Raw genomic sequence first — 22,898 nt, 5'->3', positions numbered from 1 at the left:
GGATTTGCTTTTTTATAAGTATCTTTAGTTTACTAATTTCTTAAAATTTACCTACTAGTCTTGATATATATATAATATCGTTTTATAATATTTTATGTAAAAATATGAAGGAGTTGGAATTAATGAAAAAAGTATCGAAAATCTTGATGGGTGCTTCTGCATTACTGATAGCAGGGTCTACTTTTATTTGCAGTCCTAAAGCAGAAGCAGCCATGAGTTCATGGCAAACAGTTCATGGAATTAAAGGTTGTGAAGCTAGGGTTTGGACTGACGCAACAACGTATACAAGAAATGCTACTTCTATTGATGTATATGCTCAGACAAATGGAAAATGTGGGACATTGAACTATCGAATGGGTGTTACCACCTTAGATGGAGAATACAATATTGGTGATTTTTCCTATAAAGGTTCATTCTCGAATAAAACACCTGTTAAGAAGTTTTATTTTAGTAAACTACTAAAACCTGGATTTAAAGAGAGATGGCAGGTTAATGTTGAGTTATACAAAGGTGGGAAAATGAAAGATGCAGTTCAATCTAAAACTATTTATGTGGAGAAAAGAAAATAGTCAGAAAAAATTTCATTAGAAATAATTTTAAAAGGCTGTCGAATATCGACAGCCTTTTAACATCTTTACGTTTTATTCTGCCATTACCAGCGGTGCGCTTTTGCGTTGCTCCGTAAAATAATGTTGGTCTGGGACATTTCGGTGTGGCCGTTCACTTGCGATTTAGAGCGTTTCGGCCGCGTCCAATTGTGATGAAACAATTCAGAATGCTGATCTAATCGATCTTTATAACTCATGTAACCATCACTCCCGGATAGAATAAATTTGTGAAGATGGATATTCGATCGAATATCTGTTGTAGTTTGTGCAGGTCAGGTGCGGATCATTCAGGAAGGCATGTATAGAAAGTGAGGCATCGGCATAGAATGATGATTATTTCTATTTGAGAGGTGATCTTATTTTATGCTGAACAGTGAGTACTTCAGTAAAATACAAAAGGCGTTAGAAGCAACTGCGTCCCAGCTGCAGGAAGCCGGAGCGGAGCTAGATCCTTCCGCCGTGACACACGCACAGGAAAATCTTGAAAATGCGGTAAAACACACACATTCAACAGACCATCCGTTTTTATGTTCACATGTCATTAATCGGAAATAACAATTACAAAAACTTGGCGCGGCCAAGTTTTTTTGTTGTATTGAAAAGGGTTAAATGATATTATAGATGGTCTGAATGCCGAATAGTTAGGGGTTGGAGTTGGGTGACAACATCACGTTTGCCTTTTGCTTTAACAAAAGAAAAGAATTTTTACGAAGAATTGAACAATTGGATTGGTGACGTGTTTTACGATATCCTTCCCGAAAAAGGCTTTGACCTTCGGGATGAGCAGGTATTTATGGCGTTTCAGCTTGAACGGGCATTTAAAGAGAAAAAGGTCATGTTCGCTGAGGCAGGAGTCGGTACGGGGAAAACGCTGGTGTATCTGCTGTTTGCCATCAGCTATGCCAGATATACGGGGAAACCGGCCATTATTGCATGCGCCGATGAAACGTTAATTGAACAGCTTGTCAAAAAAGAAGGCGATATTTCCAAGCTGACAGAACATTTGGATTTACAGATTGATACAAGGCTGTCAAAATCCCATGAGCAGTACCTGTGTCTGAAAAAGCTTGAGAAAACGATGCAGCGTTCTGATGATGAAAAGTGGCTGGATCTTTATGAGTCGCTGCCTTCATTCGTGCATGAATCACAAGCGATGCAGCGCTTTTATCCGTACGGCGACCGCAAGCAGTACGCTGATTTGACGAATGAAGAGTGGTCAAGCGTAAGCTATGATTCCTTCCAGGATTGTTTAACATGTGATATGAGACATAGATGCGGTTTAACACTTTCAAGAGATCATTACAGAAAATCAACGGATCTGATTGTTTGTTCCCATGATTTCTACATGGAACATGTATGGACAGAAGAATCACGCAAAAGGGAAGGGCAGCTGCCGCTTTTGCCGGATCACAGCGCCGTCGTGTTTGACGAAGGGCATCTGCTGGAATTCGCCGCGCAAAAAGCGTTAACCTATCGTGTGAAGCAATCGACGCTTGAGCTGTTTTTAGAGCGCCTGCTTCAAAATGACATCAGGGAGGAATTTGCCGAATTGATTGAAGATTCCCTTGCCGCAAATGATGAGTTTTTCTATGTGCTGTCAGAGGAATCGAAGGAAATCGCCGGCTCCCACCGATTGGATATCCAAAACGACCAGCGCGTTAAGCGTGCAGCTGACGAACTGTGCCGTCTGCTTGATAAAATCGGCGAGGCGCTCGTATTTGAATCCGAAATGTATACGATTGATAAGTACGAGCTGTCAGTCGTAGAAGAATACGTCGAACAAATGGCATATTCACTTTCGCTGTATCAAAAGGATGCCATCAGCTGGCTTGAAAAGCAGGATACAGACTCAACATTTGTCGTGATGCCGAGAACTGTAGCCGAAGTGCTGGGAGAAAAGGTCTTTTCTAAAAAGATCCCTTATATTTTCTCATCAGCCACTCTTTCTGAGGGCGGTTCATTTGATTATATTGCAGACAGTCTTGGAATCCGCGATCCTTTATCATTTACCGTTGAATCTCCGTACGACTACGAGGAGCAAATGTCTGTTACGCTTCACGGTGATATGACGTCTGAGCAGAAAACAGCGAGAACCATTGAAACGATTAAGGAGAATGAAGGCCGCACCCTCGTTCTTTTCCCTTCTTTTGAAGATATGAAGGAATTTAAAGAACAGGCTGCCGCATGGGAACTGCCGTATCCGATATACTACGAAGGTGACGAAGAGATCAGCAGCCTGGTCGAAAAATTTCAGCGGGATGAAGAATCAGTGCTTTGTTCCGTCCACTTATGGGAGGGTCTTGACATTCCGGGTGACTCACTCCGAAATGTGACCATTTGGGCGTTGCCTTATCCGCCGCATGACCCTGTATTTACCGCAAAGCGGAACGGAGCGAAAAAAGACCCGTTTGAGGAAGTTGATCTGCCGTACATGCTGCTGAGAGTCCGGCAGGGAATCGGCCGCCTTATCCGCTCTAATCAAGACAGAGGAACCATATCCATTTACGCGGGCGGAGAAAGCGAACGGGTTCTGGCCGAAGTCAAAAAGGTCTTGCCTGTTACACCGAAAATCGTATAAAAACACATGCTGCGGGATTTTCATCCTGCGGCTTTTTTTAAATCCGGGAAGTTGACTTTATCACGGCGTTCCATTAGCCTGTAATTGATAGTGAAAAGGGAGGGAACGGTTATGGATTTACATACATATGAAAAAGAATTTTTTGATCTGCTGAAAAGGGTATCCCACTATGAAGAAGCCATTGCGCTTATGCATTGGGACTCAAGAACGGGAGCCCCGAAAAAAGGCTCTGATGACCGTGCGGAAAGCATCGGTCAGCTGTCGGCTGACGTTTTTCAAATCCAGACATCCGACCGGATGAAAGAGCTGATTGACATCCTTCTCGCGCATGCCGAAGAGCTGCCTGAAGATACAGTGAAAGCGGCGGAACTTGCAAAAAAAGATTATGATCATAATAAAAAAATTCCTGAAGATGAATATAGAGAATACGTCATTTTGACATCGAAAGCTGAAACGGCTTGGGAGGAGGCAAGGGCGGCTTCTGATTTTTCTATGTTTGCTCCTTACCTTGAGAAGCTGATTGATTTTAATAAGCGGTTTATTTCTTATTGGGGTTATGAAGACCACCCGTATAACGCATTGCTCGATATTTTCGAACCGGGTGTTACGGTAAAGGTGCTGGATCAGCTGTTTTCTGAATTGAAGGAAGCGATTATTCCGCTTGTCAAAAAAGTGACGGCATCCGGCAATAAACCGGACACCTCCTTTATAACAAAAACATTTCCGAAAGAAAAACAAAAAGATCTATCATTGTATTTCTTAAAAGAGCTCGGATATGAGTTTGACGGCGGCCGCCTGGACGAGACGGTGCATCCGTTTATGACGACAATCAACCGCGGCGATGTGCGGGTCACGACCAGATATGACGAGAACGATTTCCGCACCGCGATTTTCGGAACGATACATGAATGCGGGCATGCGATCTACGAGCAGAATATTGACGAAGCGCTTAGCGGAACGAACTTATCTGACGGTGCATCCATGGGCATTCATGAATCCCAATCGTTATTTTATGAAAACTTTATCGCCAGAAATCAACATTTTTGGACCGCATATTATGAAAAAATGATTGAGGCTTCGCCTGATCAATTTCAAGATGTAAAAAGAGAGGATTTTGTACGCGCCGTCAACGAGGCGAAACCGTCCTTTATCCGAATTGAAGCCGATGAGCTGACATATCCGCTTCATATTATTATCCGTTATGAAATTGAAAAAGCGATTTTCAGCAATGAAGTGACAGTTGAAGAACTGCCTGCATTGTGGAATCAAAAATATCATGATTATTTAGGCATTACGCCGCCATCTGACGCGAAAGGCATTTTGCAGGACGTTCATTGGGCAGGCGGAGATTTCGGTTATTTCCCTTCCTATGCGCTCGGATATATGTATGCGGCTCAGCTGAAGAATACCATGCTTGACGATCTGCCTGAATTTGATCAATTAATAGAACGGGGCGATTTTGAGCCGATCAAGCAATGGCTGACAGAAAAGGTTCATCAGCACGGAAGACGTAAAATGCCGCTAGACATCATTAAAGATGCAACGGGAGAAGAGCTGAACGTCCAATATCTTATTGAGTATCTCGTCGGCAAATATTCAAATTTATATTTATAAACGAAACGCCCGGTATACGCCGGGTGTTTTTCTAAAAATTCCAAAAAGACGAATAATAGAAACTGATTCTTTGTAAAAGTTCGGAAATATTCAAATTTCTCTATGCAAAAGGACTGTATCTTGTTATAATTTGATTAATATCATACGAACACTCATATAATCGCGTGGATATGGCACGCAAGTTTCTACCGGTCACCGTAAATGACCGACTATGAGTGAGCAATGGGACGGCTTTCATTCGCCGTTACGTGTAGATTATTCGGCATTGCTTGCTCTTTTTTGAGAGCGGGCAATGCTTTTTTTATTTTATATAAGCGGGGGTAATCATTGTGGAAGCATTAAAACGAAAAATAGAAGAAGACGGAATCGTTCTTTCTGACCAAGTGCTGAAAGTTGATTCTTTTTTAAATCATCAAATTGATCCGGTTCTCATGCAGCAGATTGGTCAAGAATTTGCGCGCCGTTTCGAAAAAGACGGTATCACAAAAATCGTCACGATTGAATCTTCGGGCATTGCCCCTGCGGTGATGGCCGGTCTTGAGCTCGGTGTTCCCGTCATCTTTGCGAGAAAAAGGAAGTCTCTCACGTTAACGGATGATCTGCTGACGGCGTCCGTCTATTCTTTTACGAAAAAAACAGAAAGTCAGATTGCCGTCTCCGGCAGTCACTTATCTAAAGAAGACCGCGTGTTAATCATTGACGACTTTTTAGCGAACGGACAGGCGGCAGAAGGGCTTTTGTCCATCGTGAAACAAGCTGGTGCAGCAGTTAGCGGAATCGGCATCGTTATCGAAAAATCATTTCAGCCGGGAAGAGATGAGCTCGTGAAAAAAGGATGCCGGGTCGAATCACTGGCGAGAATTCAATCGCTTGAGGACGGAAAAGTGACATTTGTACAGGAGGTCCGTTCATGAAAAACGGCTATGCCAAAACACTTTCCCTCGGTATTCAGCATGTGCTTGCCATGTATGCCGGCGCTGTTGTCGTTCCCTTAATTGTAGGAGCGGCACTGGGGCTGAACGCAAAACAGCTGACTTATCTCGTTTCAATTGACATTTTTATGTGCGGGGCGGCTACGCTGCTTCAAGTGTGGAGAAACAAATTTTTCGGCATCGGCTTGCCCGTTGTGCTCGGCTGTACGTTCACAGCGGTGGCGCCGATTATTTCCATCGGTAAGGAATACGGGATTTCAGCTATTTACGGAAGCATTTTGGCATCAGGTCTGCTAGTCATTCTGCTGTCTTTTTTCTTCGGCAAGCTCGTCGCCTTTTTTCCGCCTGTCGTAACCGGATCTGTTGTAACGATTATCGGAATGACCTTGATGCCGGTTGCGATGAATCACATTGCCGGCGGGGAAGGGAGCAAGGATTTCGGTGATCCGGCTAACCTTGCTCTCGGATTTACGGTGCTTGTCATCATTGTGCTGCTTTACCGGTTTACAAAAGGGTTCTTGAAATCCATTTCGATTTTAATCGGTATTGTCATCGGGACGGCTATCGCTTATTTTATGGGAAAAGTGCAATTTGACAATGTGGCGAACGCTGACGCCATTCAGATGATTAAACCGTTTTACTTCGGGACGCCTACATTTCATGCGGCACCGATTATTACGATGTCCATCATTGCCATTGTCAGTCTTGTTGAATCAACCGGCGTCTATTTCGCTCTCGGTGATCTGACAAACCGGCGCCTGTCTGAACGCGATTTAGCAAAAGGCTACCGCGCGGAGGGGCTGGCGGTATTCATTAGCGGCATTTTCAACGCGTTTCCGTACACGGCCTATTCCCAAAACGTGGGGCTCGTACAGCTGACGGGAATTAAGAAAAACGCGGTCATCGGAGTCACGGGCGTACTCTTAATGCTATTCGGCCTTTTTCCGAAAATCGCAGCCTTCACGACAATCATCCCATCTTCGGTGCTGGGCGGCGCGATGGTAGCTATGTTTGGCATGGTCATTTCTTACGGCATTAAAATGCTTAGCCACATTGACTTTAAAAAGCAGGAAAACCTTCTGATCGTCGCGTGTTCGGTCGGATTGGGACTCGGTGTAACCGTCGTTCCCGATATGTTTAAGCATCTGCCGTCTTACCTAAATCTACTGACCACAAACGGAATCGTCGCCGGCAGCTTTACCGCCGTGCTCTTGAATATTGTTTATAATATGATTCCTAAAACGAAAAAAACCCTTGATGTGACAAGGGTTCAAGAGGGTTAGTCACCCGTTTTTCTTAAAAAAATAACATTTTAATAATATTTCTTTATGAAATCCCGAGATCGAGGATGCTTCCGAAAGTTTGCTGAACTTTTTGTGAGGCATCCTCTTTCATTTTATTTGTAACGTGTCCTAAAGGACAAATGTTCAAGATACTCCAATATTATTTAGTCGTTAATCCAACCTTCAAATATTCCAGTCCATGTACCATCACTTTCCTGTCTAGCTTCTTTCAAGTATAGTGTCACTCCCATGAAAACTGTTTTGTTAGGAATGCTCCATCTAGATGGATATCCAGTAAGAGGAACTCTTTTTAAATATGCTTGTGGTGTTATTACTTTTTGTTCCTTTTCAACACTGACTGTGTTAGATGTTGCTGAAGCAGCGGTTGCAAATGCAGGTGCAGCTGAAACAAGCAGAGCAAGAGACAAGGCGGAACCAGTTAAGACTTTTTTCATTTTCATTTTAAACACTCCTTTTCTTTTTTGATACAACTGTATTATTACATATTATGTTAAAAGTGTCCATGATCATTTTTGTTAACTTTTTGTGAACATACTAATAATTTACTTAAATCGTGGTTCATGAAAGGGTGATAGAATAAGCACCATCATATAACTATCAAAAAAGATAGCTATAAAACCTGAAAAGAAATAAAAGGTTTAAAAGAATTCATTGTTGAAAAAGGACAATTAAAACTTTAAAAGAGTGAGGGAATTTTGGCTGAAGTGAAATGCACCTCTTCTAAAGGTGCAAACAATCGAGAAATTGAATGTTTCGTTCCACGATGACTATAGAGTTTTTTTGAAACTGCATCATAACGAGGCTAGAATATTTGCTGTGCTGATTTATGGCAGAAATGCACGCGGGGGCTTCATATACTTAATCTAGAAGAAATTGAAAAATGTTTTTTAAAAGACGGAGTATATTACAATTGCACATCTTTTGATGGCTGCTATTTGTTAATTGTCAAAACAAAAATTTCTGCTGATCGGAACTATCTATGGATTCTTAACTAAATTGAATATGAACGAATGCTCCTTAATTTTGAAATTTTTATAGATCGGAATATTTTATCTCAGGGCTCAAATGTTTTGGGAGTGGAATATCTATCCCGCTGAGAATTATTACAGAACTCACCAGTATGATGATTAATTTTTCAGCTATTGCTTCTGACCATCTTTAGGCATGAGCAGTACAAACCTTTTCTTTTTCTTCGGATAGGTACTGAGACGCTTCTCTAAAACCTAGTACAAACAGCAGGCTGCCGCTCAAGTGACTTCACCTTCAAAACTGTTGTATGATAAGTGCGGAAGAAGCTAAGAATACTGCTGTATTTCGGGAAATGAGGGTTTCCATGACATTTACGGAACGGGCGTTAGCCATTATCAAACAGATACCTGAAGGAAAAGTGATGACGTATGGGCAAATTGCCGGCCTTGCGGGAAGTCCGCGGGGAGCGAGGCAGGTTGTGAGGATACTTCACTCCATGAGTAAAAAGCATCGTCTTCCTTGGCACCGGGTCATCAATGCAAAGGGTGAAATCGGGTTAAAAGATGAAGAGCTGTTTTCAGTACAGAAGCTGTCTCTTGAGGCTGAGGGGGTAGAGGTCACGCCAGAAGGACGGATCAATCTCAATTTATACGCATATGATCCGGAAATGTAAAAAACCTGCCGTATATATCGGCAGGTTTTTCAGTTGTATGCCCCGAGCCGGTCAGAAAGGTTTTGCCGGATGTAAGGCCATTCCTCATGAAGGATGGAGTAGTAGGCGGTATCTCTGAGGCCGCCGTCGACATCCGGAATGTGCGCGCGGCGGATTCCTTCAAATTGGGCTCCGATCCGTAAAATCGCAGTCCGTGAGCGCTGGTTGCGAACATCGGTTTTCAGCGTCACTCTGACAGCTTGCCACACGTCAAACGCATGGGTCAGCATCAAAAGTTTACACTCCGTATTGACACCTGTCCGCTGCATGGAAGAGGCATACCACGTGCTGCCGATCTCACACACTTCCGGAGCTGCATCGGGCGGCCGCGTAAACACTCCCACATCCATAAACCTCGTGCTTCCGACGATTCGATCCGTTTTAAGGCTCCGTACTGCAAAAGGCAATGCAAGCCCTTTTCCATAATCGGAAAGCGCATGCTCAATATAACGCTTTGTTTCTTGGATTCCGTCAGGTACATGGCTGTAAGCGTAAGTTGTTCTATTTTCTGAAGCCGCTTCGCAGAGTGCCTGAGAGTGATCAAGCTTCATCGGCTCTAACTGAACGAGTGACCCTTTAAGTATGACGGGTGTCAGCATTCCTATCACAACCTTTTTTATGAATGGATCAAGTATAATCGAACGGTTTGTCATTCAAAAGGGCCAATTTGCAATGAAAATGGCAGGTCAGCGAAATCCTTCATTCAAACCTCGTGCATACATTCAGGAAAAAAGCGGAAACCTTTATGTGAAGAGGTGATGGGTATGGCATATGTGTTATCGGTCGGAACGAGTATTCCGGAGCATCACGTCTCGCAAGAAAAGGCGGCGGAATTTGCGAGAGGGATGTTTGCCAATTCATTTAAGGATATTGACCGGCTGTTAAAAGCCTTTCAAAACGGCGAAATTGAATCAAGACAGTTTGTACGGCCGATTGAATGGTATAAAACGGAACGGGGTTTTTCAGAAAAGAACCGGCTGTATACGGAAGAAACCGTTAAGCACAGCGTGGATGCGGCGGTTGATTGTTTAACAAACCCGGAATGTTTAACAAATCCCTTTCCATATGAAAAAGTAGATGCGATCTTTTTTATTTCCAGCACCGGGCTTTCGACACCCAGCATTGAAGCGAAGGTGATGAATCAGCTTCCTTTTTCTGCGAAAACAAAACGGATCCCGATCTGGGGCTTAGGATGCGCGGGCGGAGCGGCCGGGCTGTCCAGGGCGTATGAATACTGCCGTGCCTACCCTGAAGCATACGTGCTTGTTATCGCGGCTGAGCTTTGCAGCTTAACGTTTCAGCCGGAGGACAAGTCAAAAAGCAATTTAATCGGAACCTCCCTGTTTGCGGACGGAATTGCCGCCGTACTAATCGGAGGGGAGAAGGCGAGCCGGAAAGACGTCAAACAGCCGCTCGTTCCGAGGATATTCGCCACTCAATCGGTGATGATGCCGGATGCGGAAGATGTGATGGGCTGGGAATTCACCGACAGCGGATTTCAAGTCATTTTTTCCAGAGACATTCCCACTCTTGTTTCACATTGGCTGAAGGATAATGTTGATGAATTTTTATATGAACATGGAGTCCTGTCTCACGACATTAAAACCTTTCTTGCCCATCCCGGCGGGAAAAAGGTCATTGACGCCTATTTAACGAGCCTTTCAATGGACGCCGGGCAGCTGGCGGCATCTCAGAAGGTGCTGCAAAAACACGGGAACATGTCTTCAGCAACTATTTTTCATGTCATAAAAGAACAGTTGTTGCACGGACGGCAGAAAGAAAACGAAAAAGGGCTGATCGGCGCTCTCGGGCCGGGATTTTCGTCTGAGCTTTTGCTGTTCAGCTGGGAAAGGGGGGCATCTTAATGTTTTGGCTGTTTATCATACTCCTTGCTGCCCAGCGGATTGCGGAGATGATCGTGGCCCGGCGCAATGAGCGGAAAGTGAAAAAACAAGGCGCCGTCGAATACGGAGAAGGGCATTACCCCTTTCTCGTTCTGATGCACGTGCTCTTTTTTGTCTCTCTTATTGCCGAGGTGGCGGCGTTTCATAAAGCGCATTCTCCAAGGTGGGCCGCCATTATATGTATCATTTTATTTGTGCAGGGGATCAGGTATTGGGCGCTTTTATCGCTGGGGCGATATTGGAATACGAAAATCCTTGTCGTGCCGGATGCGGAGCTTGTCAAAAAGGGGCCGTACAGGTGGATGAAGCACCCGAACTATGCGGTTGTCATCTTAGAATTTATCTTGCTACCGCTGTTATACGGGGCGTATTGGACACTGTTTCTCTTTTCAATCCTTAATGCCTGCATGCTTACTGTGAGGATTCGCGCCGAAGAGAAGGCTTTAGAAGAAAACACCGCAAAATAGCGATTGAAAATCATTCTCACTCATGATAAGATGTAAATATGAAAATGATTCTCATTCAAGGTGGTGCCAAAAATGACAATGTTATTTTTATTTGCAGCCGTTTGTACATACAGCTTTTTAATTGGTTTTGTATTGAAAAAAGTTTCGAATAAATCGATGTCCTCTTAAGCATCTGCGGTTTTTCCTGCCGCGGGTGTTTTTTTCTTTAACAGCTGCCGATATCGGCGGCTTTTTTGCCGTTTCCTGAAGAAAAGTGAACCATTCTTGTGTAAAATGGGAGAGAGGTTTTTTTCAGAGCTTTCTAAAAACGAAAACGTCATTTGATGCGACAGACACAAAGGGGTAAAGACACATGACAGAAGCAGAACGCCATAACAGGGAGATTTTCAGCAGAACGGGTGCCTTATACGCACAATTTTTGGATCATCAGGATGAAAAACGGGCCGATCAGCTCGCGGCCATTATGAAAAAAGCGGCTGATGAAGAGGTTTATATCGCATTTACCGGGCATTATTCGGCGGGAAAGTCCTCTCTATTAAACACATTGCTCGGTGAAGACATACTGCCGACAAGCCCGATTCCCACAAGCGCCAACCTTGTTGTCATCCGGCACGGTGCAGATAAAGTCGTGCTTCATACGACTGACGGGGCTTATGCAGAAATCAAAGGAAGTTACGATAAAGAACAAGTGCAGCAATTCTGTAAAGACGGTGAGCAAATTGAGACGGTGGAAGTCTATGCAGGCTTTGAGGAGTCAGAGCCTCATGCGGCCTACATTGACACACCGGGGATTGATTCGACGGACGAGGCGCATTTTTTATCAGCCGCTTCGATTCTTCACCAGGCAGACGCTTTATTTTACGTCGTCCATTATAATCATGTTCATTCAGAAGAAAATATGCTGTTTCTCAGCTCCATTAAAGACCGTACTCCGAATCTGTTTCTGATCGTCAACCAAATTGACAGGCATGATGAAAACGAGACGAAGTTTGAAGAGTACCGGAGACAGGTGGAAGATATGCTCGAAGGCGCGGGAATACCGAAGGAATCGCTTTTCTTTACGTCTGTCACAGAGCCTGATCATCCTTTAAACGGCATTGAAAAGCTGAAAAAACATCTGCAGCAGCTGAAACAGCAGGCAAAAGCAAATTTATGGTCCTTAACGGAACGAAAGGTCGCCCGCTTAGTCAAAGAGCATACAGACATGCTCGTAAAAGATGATAATAGCGGCGGCCAAGAGCTGTTTGACAAACAAGAAGCACTCGTCCGTTCTGTCGAAGCTGAGCTTGAAAATACCATTCAACAGGCTGAAACAGCAGAGAAAGACATCAGAAACGACGTACAGAACATATTGCAAAACGCTAATCTGACACCATTTGAGATGAGGGAGCTTGCATCTGCTTATATCGAATCGCAGCAGCCCTCATTCAAAACCGGACTTTTCTTTTCAAAAGCGAAAACGGCAGCGGAAAAAGAGAGAAGGCAGGCTGAATTCTTTGCCGATATCAAAAAAAGAACGGAAGGGGAAGCGGATTGGCATATTATCGACACATTTACGAAAGCGGCCAAGCGGTATGAAGCGGAATCTGACGAACTGATCAAGAAAATACAGGCGTACCGCACACCGCTTTCTGGCGATATCACCGCTCAGGCCCTTAAGCAGGGAGCGGCATTTTCATCTGAATACGTATTAACCTATACGAAAGACCTCGCGGAAATGATCAGACGGGAAGCCAAAAGACAGACGGCGGAACTTATTGAGGAGCTGACCGCTTATATTCAGGCAAAAAACGGACCGCTCATAGAGAGCCTGAAAAAACGACTTGAGAAAGAGAGGAAGATAAGGGATGAGCTCGCGCTATCGGCAACAGAAGAACGCAATGCCGAAGAAAAAGCCGCCCGCGTCCGCGCTTTGTGGGAAGGAGAATCGGCCTATGATACGGAAAGCAGCGACTGGTATTTGCGAAAAAAACGCCTTGCGAATGCGCCTGTCCAAAAAGAGAAACCAAAAGAGACTCTACATCATGAAGTAATCCAGCCTGAGAAAAATTCGATAAAGGAACTTCCCATAAAAGAGCAGGTCGATCGGTTCTATGAACTTGCCGGGATTCTTGACTCATCAAGCCTGTTAGGAAAACAGGCAGAAGCCTTTCGAAGCAGGGTTAAGCGGCTTGAAAACCGCCAATTTACTTTGGCGTTATTCGGCGGCTTCAGTTCCGGTAAATCGTCTTTTGCCAATGCGCTTGTCGGTGAATACGTGCTTCCTTCATCACCGACGCCGACAACGGCCACCATCAACAAAATAACCAAACCGCAAGGCGGCAAACCGCATAAATCTGCGGAGATCGTTTTTAAAACGGAAGAGGAGCTTGACGCTGAAATGCTTCAGCTGACAGAGCTGAAGGATGCTGACGTAAAGGGGCGTTCACTGAACGAGAGATGGAATTATGCCATTAAAAAGGGAAAAGTGCCGGAAGATCTTACGCCGGTGATTCAGACGATGCTTCAGGCGTTTCATACGTATGAAGAGCAGATCCGTCAAAGGCTGACATTGACGGTGCCGGTTGAAGATTTAAAACCGTACGCAGCTGAAGAAAAAACGGCCTGCTGTGTGAAAGAAGTCACCGTATATTATGACTGCCCTCTCACGCAAAAAGGCATCACCATCGTTGATACGCCGGGAGCAAGCAGTATCAACAAGCGCCACACGGAGCTTGCCTTTCAATATATAAAAGATGCTGACGCTTTCTTTTATATGACGTACTATCAGCATTCTTTTTCAAAAGGAGACAGGTCTTTTCTGAAGAAACTCGGCCTCGTCAAAGAATCATTCGGCATGGATAAAATGTTTTTTGTCATTAACGCCGCCGATCTGGCGAAAACGGAAAGCGAGCTGGAAACCGTCAAAGACTACGTTCGCTCTGAACTTTCTAAAGAAGGAATTAACCGGCCGACATTATTTCATGTGTCAAGTAAAGAAGAGCTTGCGGGGCAAAAAGAAGCTTTCTATAACAAGTTCTCTGATGTAAGAACCGGACTTGCGCACTTTATTGAAGAAGATGTAATGAGGGCCAGCTGCGCCCAGCTGCAAACAGAAGCTGACAAATTGTGCGATATGGTGGAACAGCTTCACGAATCTCTTCACCAGTCGGCAGAAGAAAAAGAAAAAAAGAAACAGCGTCTGGAGTCTTCTTATGAAAAAGCTCTTGCCGCTATTTCAAAGCGCCGTACGTCTGAGGTCATCATTCGAAAAGTGATGAAAGATACGGAAGAACAGCTTTATCACATTAAACACCGCCTGTCGTTTTATGCGAATGATATGCTGAAAACCGCTTTCCATCCGGGCCTTCAAAACGGTGATTGGAAACAGAATATATCAGCGGCGCTCAAGGAAGCGCTCAAGGAATTCCGTTTTGAATACATTCAAGAGCTGAAGACACTCGATATCCGGATGACCGGCTTTATTGAACGCCATATGACTGCGGAATGGATGGAAAACTGCCGGAAGCAGCTTATGGAAGACGGGGATTTCTCCATTTATGTCAGCGCTGAAAACGAATTTGCCGTTCAGCTGAAAGAGGTCGCTCCGGTAATTGACGCCTCGGCATTCACTCATCACGTAAAAGAAGTTAAATCGCCGAAGCAATTTTTTGAACAGAACGGAAAAGCGGCATTTGTGGAAGGACTCAGGCTCAGCCTGCAAAAAGTGACAGAAAAATGGCTTGAGCAGGAGAAAGAAAGCCTTTCAGCACGCTATACTGAGCAGGTGCGCCGTCTGCAAGAAGATATGGCGGATAAAAGCCTGTCGCAGATCCGCGAGCAGCGGGACACTTATTTACAGGGGCTTGCGGAGAACACCAATGCTGGGGAAATTGAGTACCTTTATGAGGCCGAAAAAGCATGGAAAAAGAAAGATGAAATGCTGAAAATTTAAAAATCAGGTTGGCGGGTATATAACAGTCGTGGTAGACTAAAATGAAAAAAGCGAGATGAAACCTTTTATGTCAGAAGTCCATAAAGCAATTTCAGCACACTCCGCAAAACAGCATCATCACGTCAAGTCATTTGTAGAGCTTGAATATCAGCGTGAACAAGCCATTGAAGCAGCCGTTCTCAAATGCAGACAAAATGAACCGTTCACGACGGACGCCATTAATGAAATTACCGCAAAAATGAACCAGCTGGCCAAAAAAGGCATTGTGCCGGCAAGACGTTTTGTGACTGAAGAGATGGTAAAAGAATTCGTCAGCAGACAGTAATGGATGAACATGCCGCGTGTGGCATCAGCGCATACTGCGCATACTATCCGTATCTTCTCTAAGGGGGGATACGACAATGGGCAGAACAAAACTGGGAAACAGAAATGCTCAGCAGAATAACAATGCCAAAAAGAAAAACGGCTTCGGACAAAAATTTGATTCCTATGCCGGCCGTGAAGCTGAAAAGCTGATGGCAAGCAATAAAAGACACGGTGATTGACGAAGCGGCAGCATCTTCCAAAAGGGAGGATGCTGTTTTTTTACGGCCTTCTTTGGTAAAATAGGAACATTGAATAAAGAAGGAGTTTCGATATATGAATAACAAATTACTGCTCGTTGACGGCATGGCGCTTTTATTCCGATCATTTTTCGCGACGGCCGTTCATCGCAATTTTATGATAAATGAAAACGGAATTCCGACAAACGGCGTCAATGGCTTTTTAAAGCATCTCATTACGGCGGTTGAAACGTTTCAGCCCACACATGTCGTCTGCTGCTGGGATATGGGAAGCAAAACGTACCGTAATGATTTGTTTCAGGATTATAAGGCCAATCGAAGCGAACCGCCGCTTGAGCTGATTCCGCAATTTGATTTAGCAAAGGAAGCGGCAGCTGAACTCGGTATTTTAAATATCGGCATAAAAGGCTATGAAGCGGATGACTGTATCGGCACGCTCTCTGCCTTATTTTCCGGTGAAGCGGAAATTACAATCGTAACGGGTGATAAAGACCTGCTTCAATTGCTGAATAAACAAGTTCAAGTAGCGCTGCTGCAAAAGGGCATCGGCAACTATAAAGTATATACAGAGGAAATTTTCAGAGAAGAAACAGGGGTTCCGCCAAAAGCACTGATTGACATAAAGGCGCTGATGGGAGACACAAGCGACAACTACCCCGGTGTTAAAGGCATCGGAGAAAAAACGGCGTACAAGCTGATCCGTGAGTATGAAAACATTGACCGTTTATTAGAAAGTCTTTCTTTACTACCGAAGGGCCAGCAAACAAAAATTCAGCAAAGCTTAAAAGAATTGGAGCTGTCAAGGCAGCTTGCTGAAATACATTGCGAAGTGCCGTTAGTCTGTACGTTTGAAGAAGCGCTTTTTTCATTGAAGATGGAAGAGGCAGCTCTCATGCTCAGACGCCACCAGATAAAAGGAATTGAAAGAATGCTCGAAAAGCTGAACGCCAGAGAGATCAGCTGATCCCTCTAGCGTTTTGTATTGCTTTTTTTTGCGTTGTTTTCAAGGGCTGATTTCGGGTCTTTGTGCGCATTTCCCTCCATATTTCCCTGAGGATTCACGCCTCCGGTCAGCCGGCCTTTATTTTCTTTTCTCATAGCTGTTCACCTCATTTGTAGGATGAACAGTAAGACACAATTTCATTCCGGTTATTTATTCAGCCGAATCGCTTTTTTTGCAAGCTGATCGGCTGTTTGATTTTGTCTGCCCGGAATCCACTTAATAAAAAACAATGGAAATCCGGCCTTTAATCGGATGATTTCGTCAACAAACGGCTGGAAAGTCTTGTTTTTCACCGCTTCCAGATCTGCGGCCCGCTCCACGATATCCGAATCCGTCCGGAATGACACCGACTCATATCCGCGGGCGGCACACAGCTTCATTCCTTCAATTAAGGCGAGAAATTCAGCTTCCTGGTTTGAATGGTCGCCGATCGGAATTGAGAAAGATTCTGTTTTCCCGTCATGCTTAATGAAAATACCGATACCGGACGGGCCCGGGTTTCCGGCGCTCGCACCGTCTACATAAATTTCAGCGGGCATCATCCGTCACTCTCCGTTCGGTGTCATTCGTTTTGCCGCATATGCATAAGGGACAGAAATGAGTGATACCGCAAATTTAATCAGATAAGTTGAAATAAAAATGCTGAACCACACTCCCGCGGAATAAACGCCGATAAAGGCGACGGCAGTGAAGATAAATGTATCCAGCAGCTGGCTGAGCGCCGTGCTTCCGCTGTTTCTGAGCCAGAGAAGCCTGTCTGAAGGAAAGATTCGCCGAATGGCGGAATATACATAAACATCTATCGTTTGGCTGAAAATAAAAGCCAAGAGGCTCCCGAGCGCAACACGAGGCAGAAAACCGAAAATCGTCTCAAGGGCAGGCTGCGCGATATCTGAAGCAGCCGGTTTATATAAAAGAGCTCCCTGCATGGCGCATGTCAAAGCCAGCAAAGTGGAAAAGCCGAGCCAGACGGCCTTGCGCGCTTCCCGGGGACCGTATTTTTCATTCAGCACATCCGTTGCGAAGAAAACGGTGCCGTACATGATATTTCCCAATGTCGCCGTAAGCCCGAACAGCTCAACTGTTTTGACAACCTGCAAGTTGGCGCACACCGTGGCGAAACCGATCCATACAAATAGGCCCGTTTTGCCAAATCCTTTATAAAACAAAAGAACAATGATAAAATGAATGATCGCAAATAAAATCCATAATACATCATTAAACAAAACCTGCTGACTTCCTTTCAATTTGAGAATGGTTTGATTATAGCATACGCCCGTCAACTAATGAATGGTAAGGTGATTTCAATGAATCTTAAGCCGTATATCGAAATAGAAGCAAAAGGAACAGGCCCTGTCTCGTTTTTTTCAGAAGATTGGCTGACCGTTCCGAAAGCGCGCATGCTTGCAAGAGAAGTCAGCCGCTTTCCTTATATAAAAGACATTTATTTTGAGGATGAAAAAGGCGCAAGCTGGACGCTTAAAGAGCTGGAAAAGCTTACTGAAGAGCTTGCGCAAGAACCTGACGACATTACGGTGTATTTCGACGGCGGCTTTGACAAAAAAAGCGGCCTCGCCGGACTCGGAATTGTCGTGTATTACTCTCTCGGAGGCAAGCGCCACCGCGTGCGGAAAAACAAAAGCCTAACGCTTCAAACGAACAATGAGGCGGAATATGCCGCTTTGTACGAAGCGCTTAAGGAAGTGCAGGATCTTGGCGCAAGCAGAAATTCAATCACGATAAAAGGGGATTCCCTCGTCGTTTTGCATCAGCTTGACGGCAGCTGGCCGTGCTATGACGAAACGCAAAATGAATGGCTCGATAAAATTGAAGCGCTTCTCAAATCCTTAAAGCTGACACCGGCATATGAAGCCGTAAACCGAAAGGAAAATCAAGAAGCGGATGACCTTGCCAAAAAAATTCTTTCAGGCCGGCAGATTGAAAGCCGCATAACATTAGATGGTAACGGAGATGACTGATATTGGATAAAAAAAGCATTTATAAAGAATTGACAGAGCTTCAGGATGAATATTGCAAAGACTGCTTCGTGAAAAAGCATTTCCGTAAGGAGTTCGGAAAAGCGTACGCACATTCTTTCTGCATCAATCAATGCACAGTGGGGGAGAAGCTGAAAGCCTACGGCAAGGTGCTGACAAATCAATAAAAAATAAAACCGCAGCTTCTGCGGTTTTATTTTTTGAATTCATCGAGCTGATGCTGGCAATCGTCCAGAAGCATTCGCTGCTGCTGCAGGAAATCTTGGTCGAGAGCTTGCAGCTCACTCGATTGTGACATCGTTCTCGCATCCTGAATCGCCTGGTAAGCAGATTCAAGCAGTGTGGAATTTTGTCCCCGAGTAGCCGCTCCTGTTGTTTTCTGGGCCGTTTCCACCGCTAATTCAAGCTGGCGTTTATCCGTCAGTCCGTTCGGAAAAAATTCAGAATCCATTAAAAAACACCTCCGTGAATAGTTTGGAGATTTTTTTTAGAAATATGTACGAAAAATAGAAAAAAATACAGAAAATAAGCCGATATAACTATTGAACCTGATTAATTAGGTCTTATTTACTATTATTCAGGGTATCTTGGGAGAGAAGGGAAAAACCAGCCGTGAATGATAATGATTTAAAAAAAATCCTTCAGCAGACATTTAAAGAAATATACGGTGATTTGGGAAGTTTAGCGGAAATGGCGAAAAAAGGAATGCCGTCAATGGAGAAACAAATTGAAGAAATCGAGCAGCGGTGCAAGCAGAATCTTGTAGCGATCGAGATTCAGACGGCAATCAAATAGGAGAGGCATACGCCTCTCCTCTATTTGTCATCTGATCAACATGTATTGAGTTTAGAGTTTTACAACATTAGAAGCTTGAGGTCCACGATTACCTTCGACAATTTCAAAAGAAACTTCTTGTCCTTCTTCTAATGATTTGTATCCTTCTCCTTCGATAGCAGTGAAGTGAACAAATACATCGTCTCCGCCTTCAACTTCGATGAAGCCGAATCCTTTTTCGTTATTGAACCATTTTACTTTACCGTTTTGCATATTGCTTAATTCCTCCTAGTACTGTAGCGCCTTCGTGCTAAAAAAAATTTTGTCATCATCCAACCGTACGTATGTAAACGTTGTTAAATGATGGTTCAACTATACACCATATGGGAGCGGGCGTCAAGCGGCCGCTCCCTATTTTTTATCTTTATTTTTCCAGCAGCAAACCTTATACGGAAAAAACAAAAAGCACACGAGCGTTCGTGTGCTTTTCTTTATGATAATGCCATATCTGCCTTCCCGGCCATCAGTTCAGATTCTTTTATAATGTCCTGCAAAATGACTTCAGAAGAGTTGGGGAGATGAAGGCTTTTAATATTGTTCTTCATCCGGTTCAGCTTTTCCTCATCGGCAAGAAGGGAGGTGACAGACTCTAAAATTTCTTCGTGGCGGTTGACCACGACAGCCGCACCGCGGTCTTCAAAGAAAATGGCGTTTTCCTTTTCCTGTCCGGGCACCGGTTTGTACAGAATGACCGGTACGCCGATCGCTGTCGCTTCCGTCAGTGTGATACCGCCTGGTTTTGTAATCATGCAGTCCGTAATCCGGAACAGCTCGTCAATTCTTTCTACATAGCCGAGCACTTTCAGCCGGTCGGTATTGTCACCTTCCAGGCTGCTGAGTGAATCTTTCAGCGAGCTGTTTTTGCCGCATACCACCACAACCTGCACCTGATCGTCATGAACGAGGTTTTCGCACAGTTCTTTTACGTTTTTCAGCACACCATGCGCTCCCGCCATAATAAGAAGAACTTTTTTGTCGGGAGAGAGATTGTATTTTTTATAAATCGGCTCTTTTGGCATTGTTTCCTCGAATTGAGGCCTGATGGGAATGCCTGTGATCTTTACGTTGTTCGGATGAGTGCCGATTTCAATCAGTTTTTCCTTCACGTAATCGGTGGCGACATAATATTTATCAACATTTTCATGAACCCAGATTTTGTGAAGGCAGAAATCGGTCATAACGTTGAACGTCGGGATCACTTTTCCGGTTCTCCGTCTGTATTCCGGTACGACAATCATCGGAAATGTATTGATAATAATGTCCGGCTTATGCTCTTCGACGAGCTGGCCTAAACGTTTATTTCCCATTTTAAAATAAATATTGAATTTGCGTTTATTATAGATTTTGTCAACTCCGTAATAAAACAAACGATAAAACTGTTTCCCGATTGAGAAGCTTTTTAAATAAAGGTATTGAGTAACCTCTGAAACAATCGGATTTGACTCTTGATACAAATTGGAAACCGTCACATTCAAGCCGAGACGGAGACATTGTTCGTAGAGCGTTTTGGCCACTTGAACATGTCCGTTTCCGTAATTTGCAGTCAAAATTAATACTTTTTTATTGGTATTCAAGTAAATTCACCTCAATGTAATCAACAACAAGCAAGCTTCATGCATCGTAAGGAGTTATTGTCTATAGATAAACATAACACAAGTACATCATTTTATAATAAGCGCGGCAACATATTTAAACTAAATTTAATTGATATGTTCCAGTATTTTAAAGTTTTGTTATACCCATACTGAATCAAGAGTATTTTATCATATTTTTGTCACCGTATCACTCAAAACAAAAATTAATCCCATTCATACGGGGTTTCCTGATATACATAATAATTCAGCCAATTCATAAACAATAACGTCGCATGAGCTTTCCAGCGGTTTACAGGTTCTTTCCCGCCGGGTGCAAAATAGTGCTTAGGAGCTTCTACGTTTGAAAGATTTCTTTCTATATCCCTCTCATACTCCTGAAGAAGCGTATCGGTATCATATTCCGGGTGTCCCGTTAAGAAAATCTGCTTTTCGTCTTTTGATACGATTAAACAGACCCCGGCTTCCTCAGAAACGCTCAGCACATCCAGATCCGAAGCCGCTTGCAGCTGCTCCGTATTAATATCTGTATGCCGTGAGTGGGGCACATAGTATAGCTCGTCAAATCCTCTTACTAATCTCTCATGTTTTTTAAGAACGGTATGCTCAAACACTCCGAATATTTTTTTCGGCATCTCCACTTTCTCAATTCCGTAATGGTAGTACAAACCGGCTTGAGCGCCCCAGCAGATATGGAGCGTTGAAGTGACGTTCGTTTTGCTCCATTCCATAATTTCCTTCAATTCTTCCCAGTAAGAAACATCTTCAAACGGCAGGTGCTCAATCGGAGCCCCGGTAATAATCATTCCGTCAAACCGTTTGTGGCGGATGCTGGAAAATTCCGTATAAAATTCATCCAAATGCTGCCTTGCTGTATTTTTTGGAGTGTGTGTGCTCGGAATTAAGAATGTAAAGTGAACTTGTAAAGGCGAGTTCCCCAGCAGCCTGAGCAGCTGGGTTTCCGTTTGGATTTTTTTCGGCATCAGATTTAAAATGACGATCTTCTGCGGCCGGATATCCTGATGAAAAGCCCGGCTTTCATCCATTACAAAGATGTGTTCACTTTCAAGCACCTGCTTAGCCGGCAGATGATTTGGTATATTGATAGGCAACATGCCACCTCCGTTATTCCCCGTTAATTTTCTTCATTATAGAAATTTTTAAGCCATTTTTCAATCCATCCCGGCGTAATAAACCGCAATTAGCGCATAATGACAGGATAAAAGGGGCAAATGGGCATAAAATCGGAGCGGCTCTTTATTATGACGGGTAAAGAGACGTTTGGTTCCGCGAAAAAAGCGTTTACCGTTAAATGGAAGGAAAAAGCGCTTTCCGTTTGTTTTGCAGTGTAAAACAGGTAAAATAAATGAAGAATGAAAGAAGGAGGGCCGCAGATGACAATTTACGATATAAACGTACGGACCATAACAGGCGAAGACGTAACGTTATCGGCATACAGGGGCAAAGTGATGATCATTGTGAATACAGCGAGCAAATGCGGATTCACGTCCCAGCTTAAGCAGCTTCAGGAGCTCTATGATACATATCAGCAGGAAGGTCTTGAAATATTAGGATTTCCCTGCAACCAATTTATGAACCAAGAACCCGGAGACGAGGCGGAGATTCAGGAGTTCTGTGTGAAAAATTACGGAGTCACATTCCCGATGTTTGCGAAAGTTGATGTCAATGGAGCAGGTGCTCATCCTCTTTTCACATATCTGACAGAGCAAGCGAAGGGGATGCTCGGCACAAAGGCGATTAAATGGAATTTCACTAAGTTTATTGTGGACCGAAACGGTGATGTCAAAGGGCGTTTTTCTTCAAACGTCAATCCGAAAGAGCTTGAAGATACGGTGCAGAGGCTTTTGGCCCGATAAGAGGTGATAC

28 protein-coding genes, 1 pseudogene and 1 riboswitch are annotated in these 22,898 nt (G+C 44.0%); of the genes and pseudogenes, 18 read left to right on the top strand and 11 right to left on the bottom strand.

Translation table 11 applies throughout. The features are described from left to right. Nucleotides 1-122: 122 nt before the first annotated feature. Nucleotides 123-569 (top strand): hypothetical protein, encoded by a 447-nt coding sequence (locus tag BAMF_RS31240; RefSeq protein ID WP_013352632.1) that lies wholly within the window; start codon nucleotides 123-125, stop codon nucleotides 567-569. A gap of 83 nt (nucleotides 570-652) precedes the next feature. Here BAMF_RS31240 and BAMF_RS40795 read toward each other — a convergent pair whose 3' ends face one another. Further along, the gene (locus tag BAMF_RS40795; RefSeq protein ID WP_003153548.1) at nucleotides 653-805 is read right to left on the bottom strand and encodes a YpzG family protein; all 153 of its coding nucleotides are present in this window, start codon (nucleotides 803-805) and stop codon (nucleotides 653-655) included. 166 nt (nucleotides 806-971) lie between these two features. Between BAMF_RS40795 and BAMF_RS31235 the strand changes: the two genes are divergently transcribed. The 5 genes from BAMF_RS31235 (at nucleotide 972) to pbuX (ending at nucleotide 7,015) form a co-directional block, all read left to right on the top strand. After that, nucleotides 972-1,163, top strand: a complete 192-nt coding sequence (locus BAMF_RS31235; protein WP_013352631.1) for a hypothetical protein — start codon at nucleotides 972-974, stop codon at nucleotides 1,161-1,163. A 103-nt stretch (nucleotides 1,164-1,266) separates the two neighbouring features. Beyond that, nucleotides 1,267-3,186: an ATP-dependent DNA helicase gene (locus BAMF_RS31230; protein WP_013352630.1), complete on the top strand. Its 1,920-nt coding sequence runs from the start codon at nucleotides 1,267-1,269 to the stop codon at nucleotides 3,184-3,186. 111 nt (nucleotides 3,187-3,297) lie between these two features. Beyond that, nucleotides 3,298-4,800: a carboxypeptidase M32 gene (locus tag BAMF_RS31225; protein ID WP_013352629.1), complete on the top strand. Its 1,503-nt coding sequence runs from the start codon at nucleotides 3,298-3,300 to the stop codon at nucleotides 4,798-4,800. A gap of 132 nt (nucleotides 4,801-4,932) precedes the next feature. Beyond that, nucleotides 4,933-5,032: riboswitch (purine riboswitch) on the top strand. A gap of 97 nt (nucleotides 5,033-5,129) precedes the next feature. Beyond that, on the top strand, nucleotides 5,130-5,714 hold the full coding sequence (gene xpt / locus BAMF_RS31220) for a xanthine phosphoribosyltransferase (RefSeq protein ID WP_013352628.1): 585 nt from the start codon (nucleotides 5,130-5,132) through the stop codon (nucleotides 5,712-5,714). Then, nucleotides 5,711-7,015, top strand: coding sequence for a xanthine permease PbuX (gene pbuX, locus BAMF_RS31215; RefSeq protein WP_013352627.1), 1,305 nt, complete (start codon nucleotides 5,711-5,713; stop codon nucleotides 7,013-7,015). The genes xpt and pbuX overlap by 4 nt, the downstream gene beginning before the upstream one ends. Nucleotides 7,016-7,179: 164 nt before the next feature. On the opposite strand, the gene BAMF_RS31210 is transcribed toward pbuX, so the two are convergent. Beyond that, the gene (locus BAMF_RS31210; RefSeq protein WP_013352626.1) at nucleotides 7,180-7,476 is read right to left on the bottom strand and encodes a hypothetical protein; all 297 of its coding nucleotides are present in this window, start codon (nucleotides 7,474-7,476) and stop codon (nucleotides 7,180-7,182) included. An 893-nt stretch (nucleotides 7,477-8,369) separates the two neighbouring features. Here BAMF_RS31210 and BAMF_RS31205 point away from each other — a divergent pair. Further along, entirely contained in the window at nucleotides 8,370-8,678 is a 309-nt protein-coding gene (locus tag BAMF_RS31205; protein ID WP_013352625.1) for an MGMT family protein, read from the top strand. Nucleotides 8,679-8,707: 29 nt separating this feature from the next. On the opposite strand, the gene BAMF_RS31200 is transcribed toward BAMF_RS31205, so the two are convergent. Beyond that, the gene (locus BAMF_RS31200) at nucleotides 8,708-9,316 is read right to left on the bottom strand and encodes a GNAT family N-acetyltransferase (protein ID WP_014470258.1); all 609 of its coding nucleotides are present in this window, start codon (nucleotides 9,314-9,316) and stop codon (nucleotides 8,708-8,710) included. Between the two features lie 165 nt (nucleotides 9,317-9,481). On the opposite strand from BAMF_RS31200, the gene BAMF_RS31195 reads away from it, so the two are divergent. The 7 genes from BAMF_RS31195 (at nucleotide 9,482) to BAMF_RS31175 (ending at nucleotide 16,549) form a co-directional block, all read left to right on the top strand. After that, complete coding sequence (locus tag BAMF_RS31195) at nucleotides 9,482-10,582, top strand: type III polyketide synthase (RefSeq protein WP_013352623.1); 1,101 nt, start codon at nucleotides 9,482-9,484, stop codon at nucleotides 10,580-10,582. Next, nucleotides 10,582-11,088 carry an isoprenylcysteine carboxyl methyltransferase family protein gene (locus BAMF_RS31190; RefSeq protein WP_013352622.1) on the top strand — a complete coding sequence of 169 codons (507 nt, stop codon included), beginning with the start codon at nucleotides 10,582-10,584 and terminating at the stop codon, nucleotides 11,086-11,088. The genes BAMF_RS31195 and BAMF_RS31190 overlap by 1 nt, the downstream gene beginning before the upstream one ends. A gap of 72 nt (nucleotides 11,089-11,160) precedes the next feature. Then, nucleotides 11,161-11,256 (top strand): Fur-regulated basic protein FbpC, encoded by a 96-nt coding sequence (gene fbpC / locus BAMF_RS42030; protein ID WP_118977655.1) that lies wholly within the window; start codon nucleotides 11,161-11,163, stop codon nucleotides 11,254-11,256. A 184-nt stretch (nucleotides 11,257-11,440) separates the two neighbouring features. Further along, complete coding sequence (gene dynA / locus BAMF_RS31185; RefSeq protein ID WP_013352621.1) at nucleotides 11,441-15,022, top strand: dynamin GTPase; 3,582 nt, start codon at nucleotides 11,441-11,443, stop codon at nucleotides 15,020-15,022. Nucleotides 15,023-15,089: 67 nt separating this feature from the next. After that, nucleotides 15,090-15,347 (top strand): YpbS family protein, encoded by a 258-nt coding sequence (locus tag BAMF_RS31180; protein ID WP_014470260.1) that lies wholly within the window; start codon nucleotides 15,090-15,092, stop codon nucleotides 15,345-15,347. Nucleotides 15,348-15,423: 76 nt separating this feature from the next. Beyond that, nucleotides 15,424-15,567, top strand: coding sequence for a hypothetical protein (locus BAMF_RS41290; protein WP_013352619.1), 144 nt, complete (start codon nucleotides 15,424-15,426; stop codon nucleotides 15,565-15,567). Nucleotides 15,568-15,661: 94 nt separating this feature from the next. Further along, nucleotides 15,662-16,549 carry a 5'-3' exonuclease gene (locus tag BAMF_RS31175; RefSeq protein WP_013352618.1) on the top strand — a complete coding sequence of 296 codons (888 nt, stop codon included), beginning with the start codon at nucleotides 15,662-15,664 and terminating at the stop codon, nucleotides 16,547-16,549. A gap of 5 nt (nucleotides 16,550-16,554) precedes the next feature. Here BAMF_RS31175 and sspL read toward each other — a convergent pair whose 3' ends face one another. Genes sspL through BAMF_RS31160 form a run of 3 tightly spaced genes read right to left on the bottom strand, consistent with a single transcriptional unit; the run spans nucleotide 16,555 to nucleotide 17,814 of the window. Next, the gene (gene sspL, locus BAMF_RS31170; RefSeq protein WP_003153575.1) at nucleotides 16,555-16,683 is read right to left on the bottom strand and encodes a small, acid-soluble spore protein L; all 129 of its coding nucleotides are present in this window, start codon (nucleotides 16,681-16,683) and stop codon (nucleotides 16,555-16,557) included. Nucleotides 16,684-16,734: 51 nt separating this feature from the next. Next, complete coding sequence (locus tag BAMF_RS31165) at nucleotides 16,735-17,127, bottom strand: reverse transcriptase-like protein (protein ID WP_014470262.1); 393 nt, start codon at nucleotides 17,125-17,127, stop codon at nucleotides 16,735-16,737. 6 nt (nucleotides 17,128-17,133) lie between these two features. After that, nucleotides 17,134-17,814, bottom strand: a complete 681-nt coding sequence (locus BAMF_RS31160) for a queuosine precursor transporter (protein WP_013352616.1) — start codon at nucleotides 17,812-17,814, stop codon at nucleotides 17,134-17,136. An 81-nt stretch (nucleotides 17,815-17,895) separates the two neighbouring features. Here BAMF_RS31160 and BAMF_RS31155 point away from each other — a divergent pair, with 81 nt between their 5' ends. Continuing rightward, nucleotides 17,896-18,567 carry a ribonuclease H family protein gene (locus BAMF_RS31155; RefSeq protein WP_013352615.1) on the top strand — a complete coding sequence of 224 codons (672 nt, stop codon included), beginning with the start codon at nucleotides 17,896-17,898 and terminating at the stop codon, nucleotides 18,565-18,567. Between the two features lie 2 nt (nucleotides 18,568-18,569). Beyond that, nucleotides 18,570-18,752: a zinc-finger domain-containing protein gene (locus BAMF_RS31150; protein ID WP_013352614.1), complete on the top strand. Its 183-nt coding sequence runs from the start codon at nucleotides 18,570-18,572 to the stop codon at nucleotides 18,750-18,752. Nucleotides 18,753-18,778: 26 nt separating this feature from the next. Here BAMF_RS31150 and BAMF_RS31145 read toward each other — a convergent pair whose 3' ends face one another. Further along, complete coding sequence (locus tag BAMF_RS31145) at nucleotides 18,779-19,036, bottom strand: DUF2564 family protein (protein WP_013352613.1); 258 nt, start codon at nucleotides 19,034-19,036, stop codon at nucleotides 18,779-18,781. Nucleotides 19,037-19,197: 161 nt separating this feature from the next. On the opposite strand from BAMF_RS31145, the gene BAMF_RS31140 reads away from it, so the two are divergent. Continuing rightward, nucleotides 19,198-19,380 (top strand): hypothetical protein, encoded by a 183-nt coding sequence (locus BAMF_RS31140; protein WP_013352612.1) that lies wholly within the window; start codon nucleotides 19,198-19,200, stop codon nucleotides 19,378-19,380. Between the two features lie 51 nt (nucleotides 19,381-19,431). Here the strand turns inward: BAMF_RS31140 and cspD are convergent, their stop codons facing one another. From cspD to metA, 4 genes and pseudogenes are all read right to left on the bottom strand, one after another. Continuing rightward, nucleotides 19,432-19,632: a cold-shock protein CspD gene (gene cspD / locus BAMF_RS31135; RefSeq protein WP_003153604.1), complete on the bottom strand. Its 201-nt coding sequence runs from the start codon at nucleotides 19,630-19,632 to the stop codon at nucleotides 19,432-19,434. 15 nt (nucleotides 19,633-19,647) lie between these two features. Continuing rightward, nucleotides 19,648-19,759: pseudogene (locus BAMF_RS41285) on the bottom strand (hypothetical protein); the annotation flags it as partial. Nucleotides 19,760-19,850: 91 nt separating this feature from the next. Further along, complete coding sequence (locus BAMF_RS31130; RefSeq protein WP_013352611.1) at nucleotides 19,851-20,993, bottom strand: diglucosyl diacylglycerol synthase; 1,143 nt, start codon at nucleotides 20,991-20,993, stop codon at nucleotides 19,851-19,853. 224 nt (nucleotides 20,994-21,217) lie between these two features. After that, nucleotides 21,218-22,123 carry a homoserine O-acetyltransferase MetA gene (gene metA, locus BAMF_RS31125; RefSeq protein WP_013352610.1) on the bottom strand — a complete coding sequence of 302 codons (906 nt, stop codon included), beginning with the start codon at nucleotides 22,121-22,123 and terminating at the stop codon, nucleotides 21,218-21,220. 282 nt (nucleotides 22,124-22,405) lie between these two features. Between metA and BAMF_RS31120 the strand changes: the two genes are divergently transcribed. Continuing rightward, nucleotides 22,406-22,888 (top strand): glutathione peroxidase, encoded by a 483-nt coding sequence (locus BAMF_RS31120; RefSeq protein WP_013352609.1) that lies wholly within the window; start codon nucleotides 22,406-22,408, stop codon nucleotides 22,886-22,888. The last annotated feature ends 10 nt before the right edge of the window (nucleotides 22,889-22,898 follow it).

This window comes from Bacillus amyloliquefaciens DSM 7 = ATCC 23350 (assembly GCF_000196735.1).
Lineage (GTDB): Bacteria > Bacillota > Bacilli > Bacillales > Bacillaceae > Bacillus > Bacillus amyloliquefaciens.
This window is presented reverse-complemented; position numbering and strand designations above follow the sequence as displayed.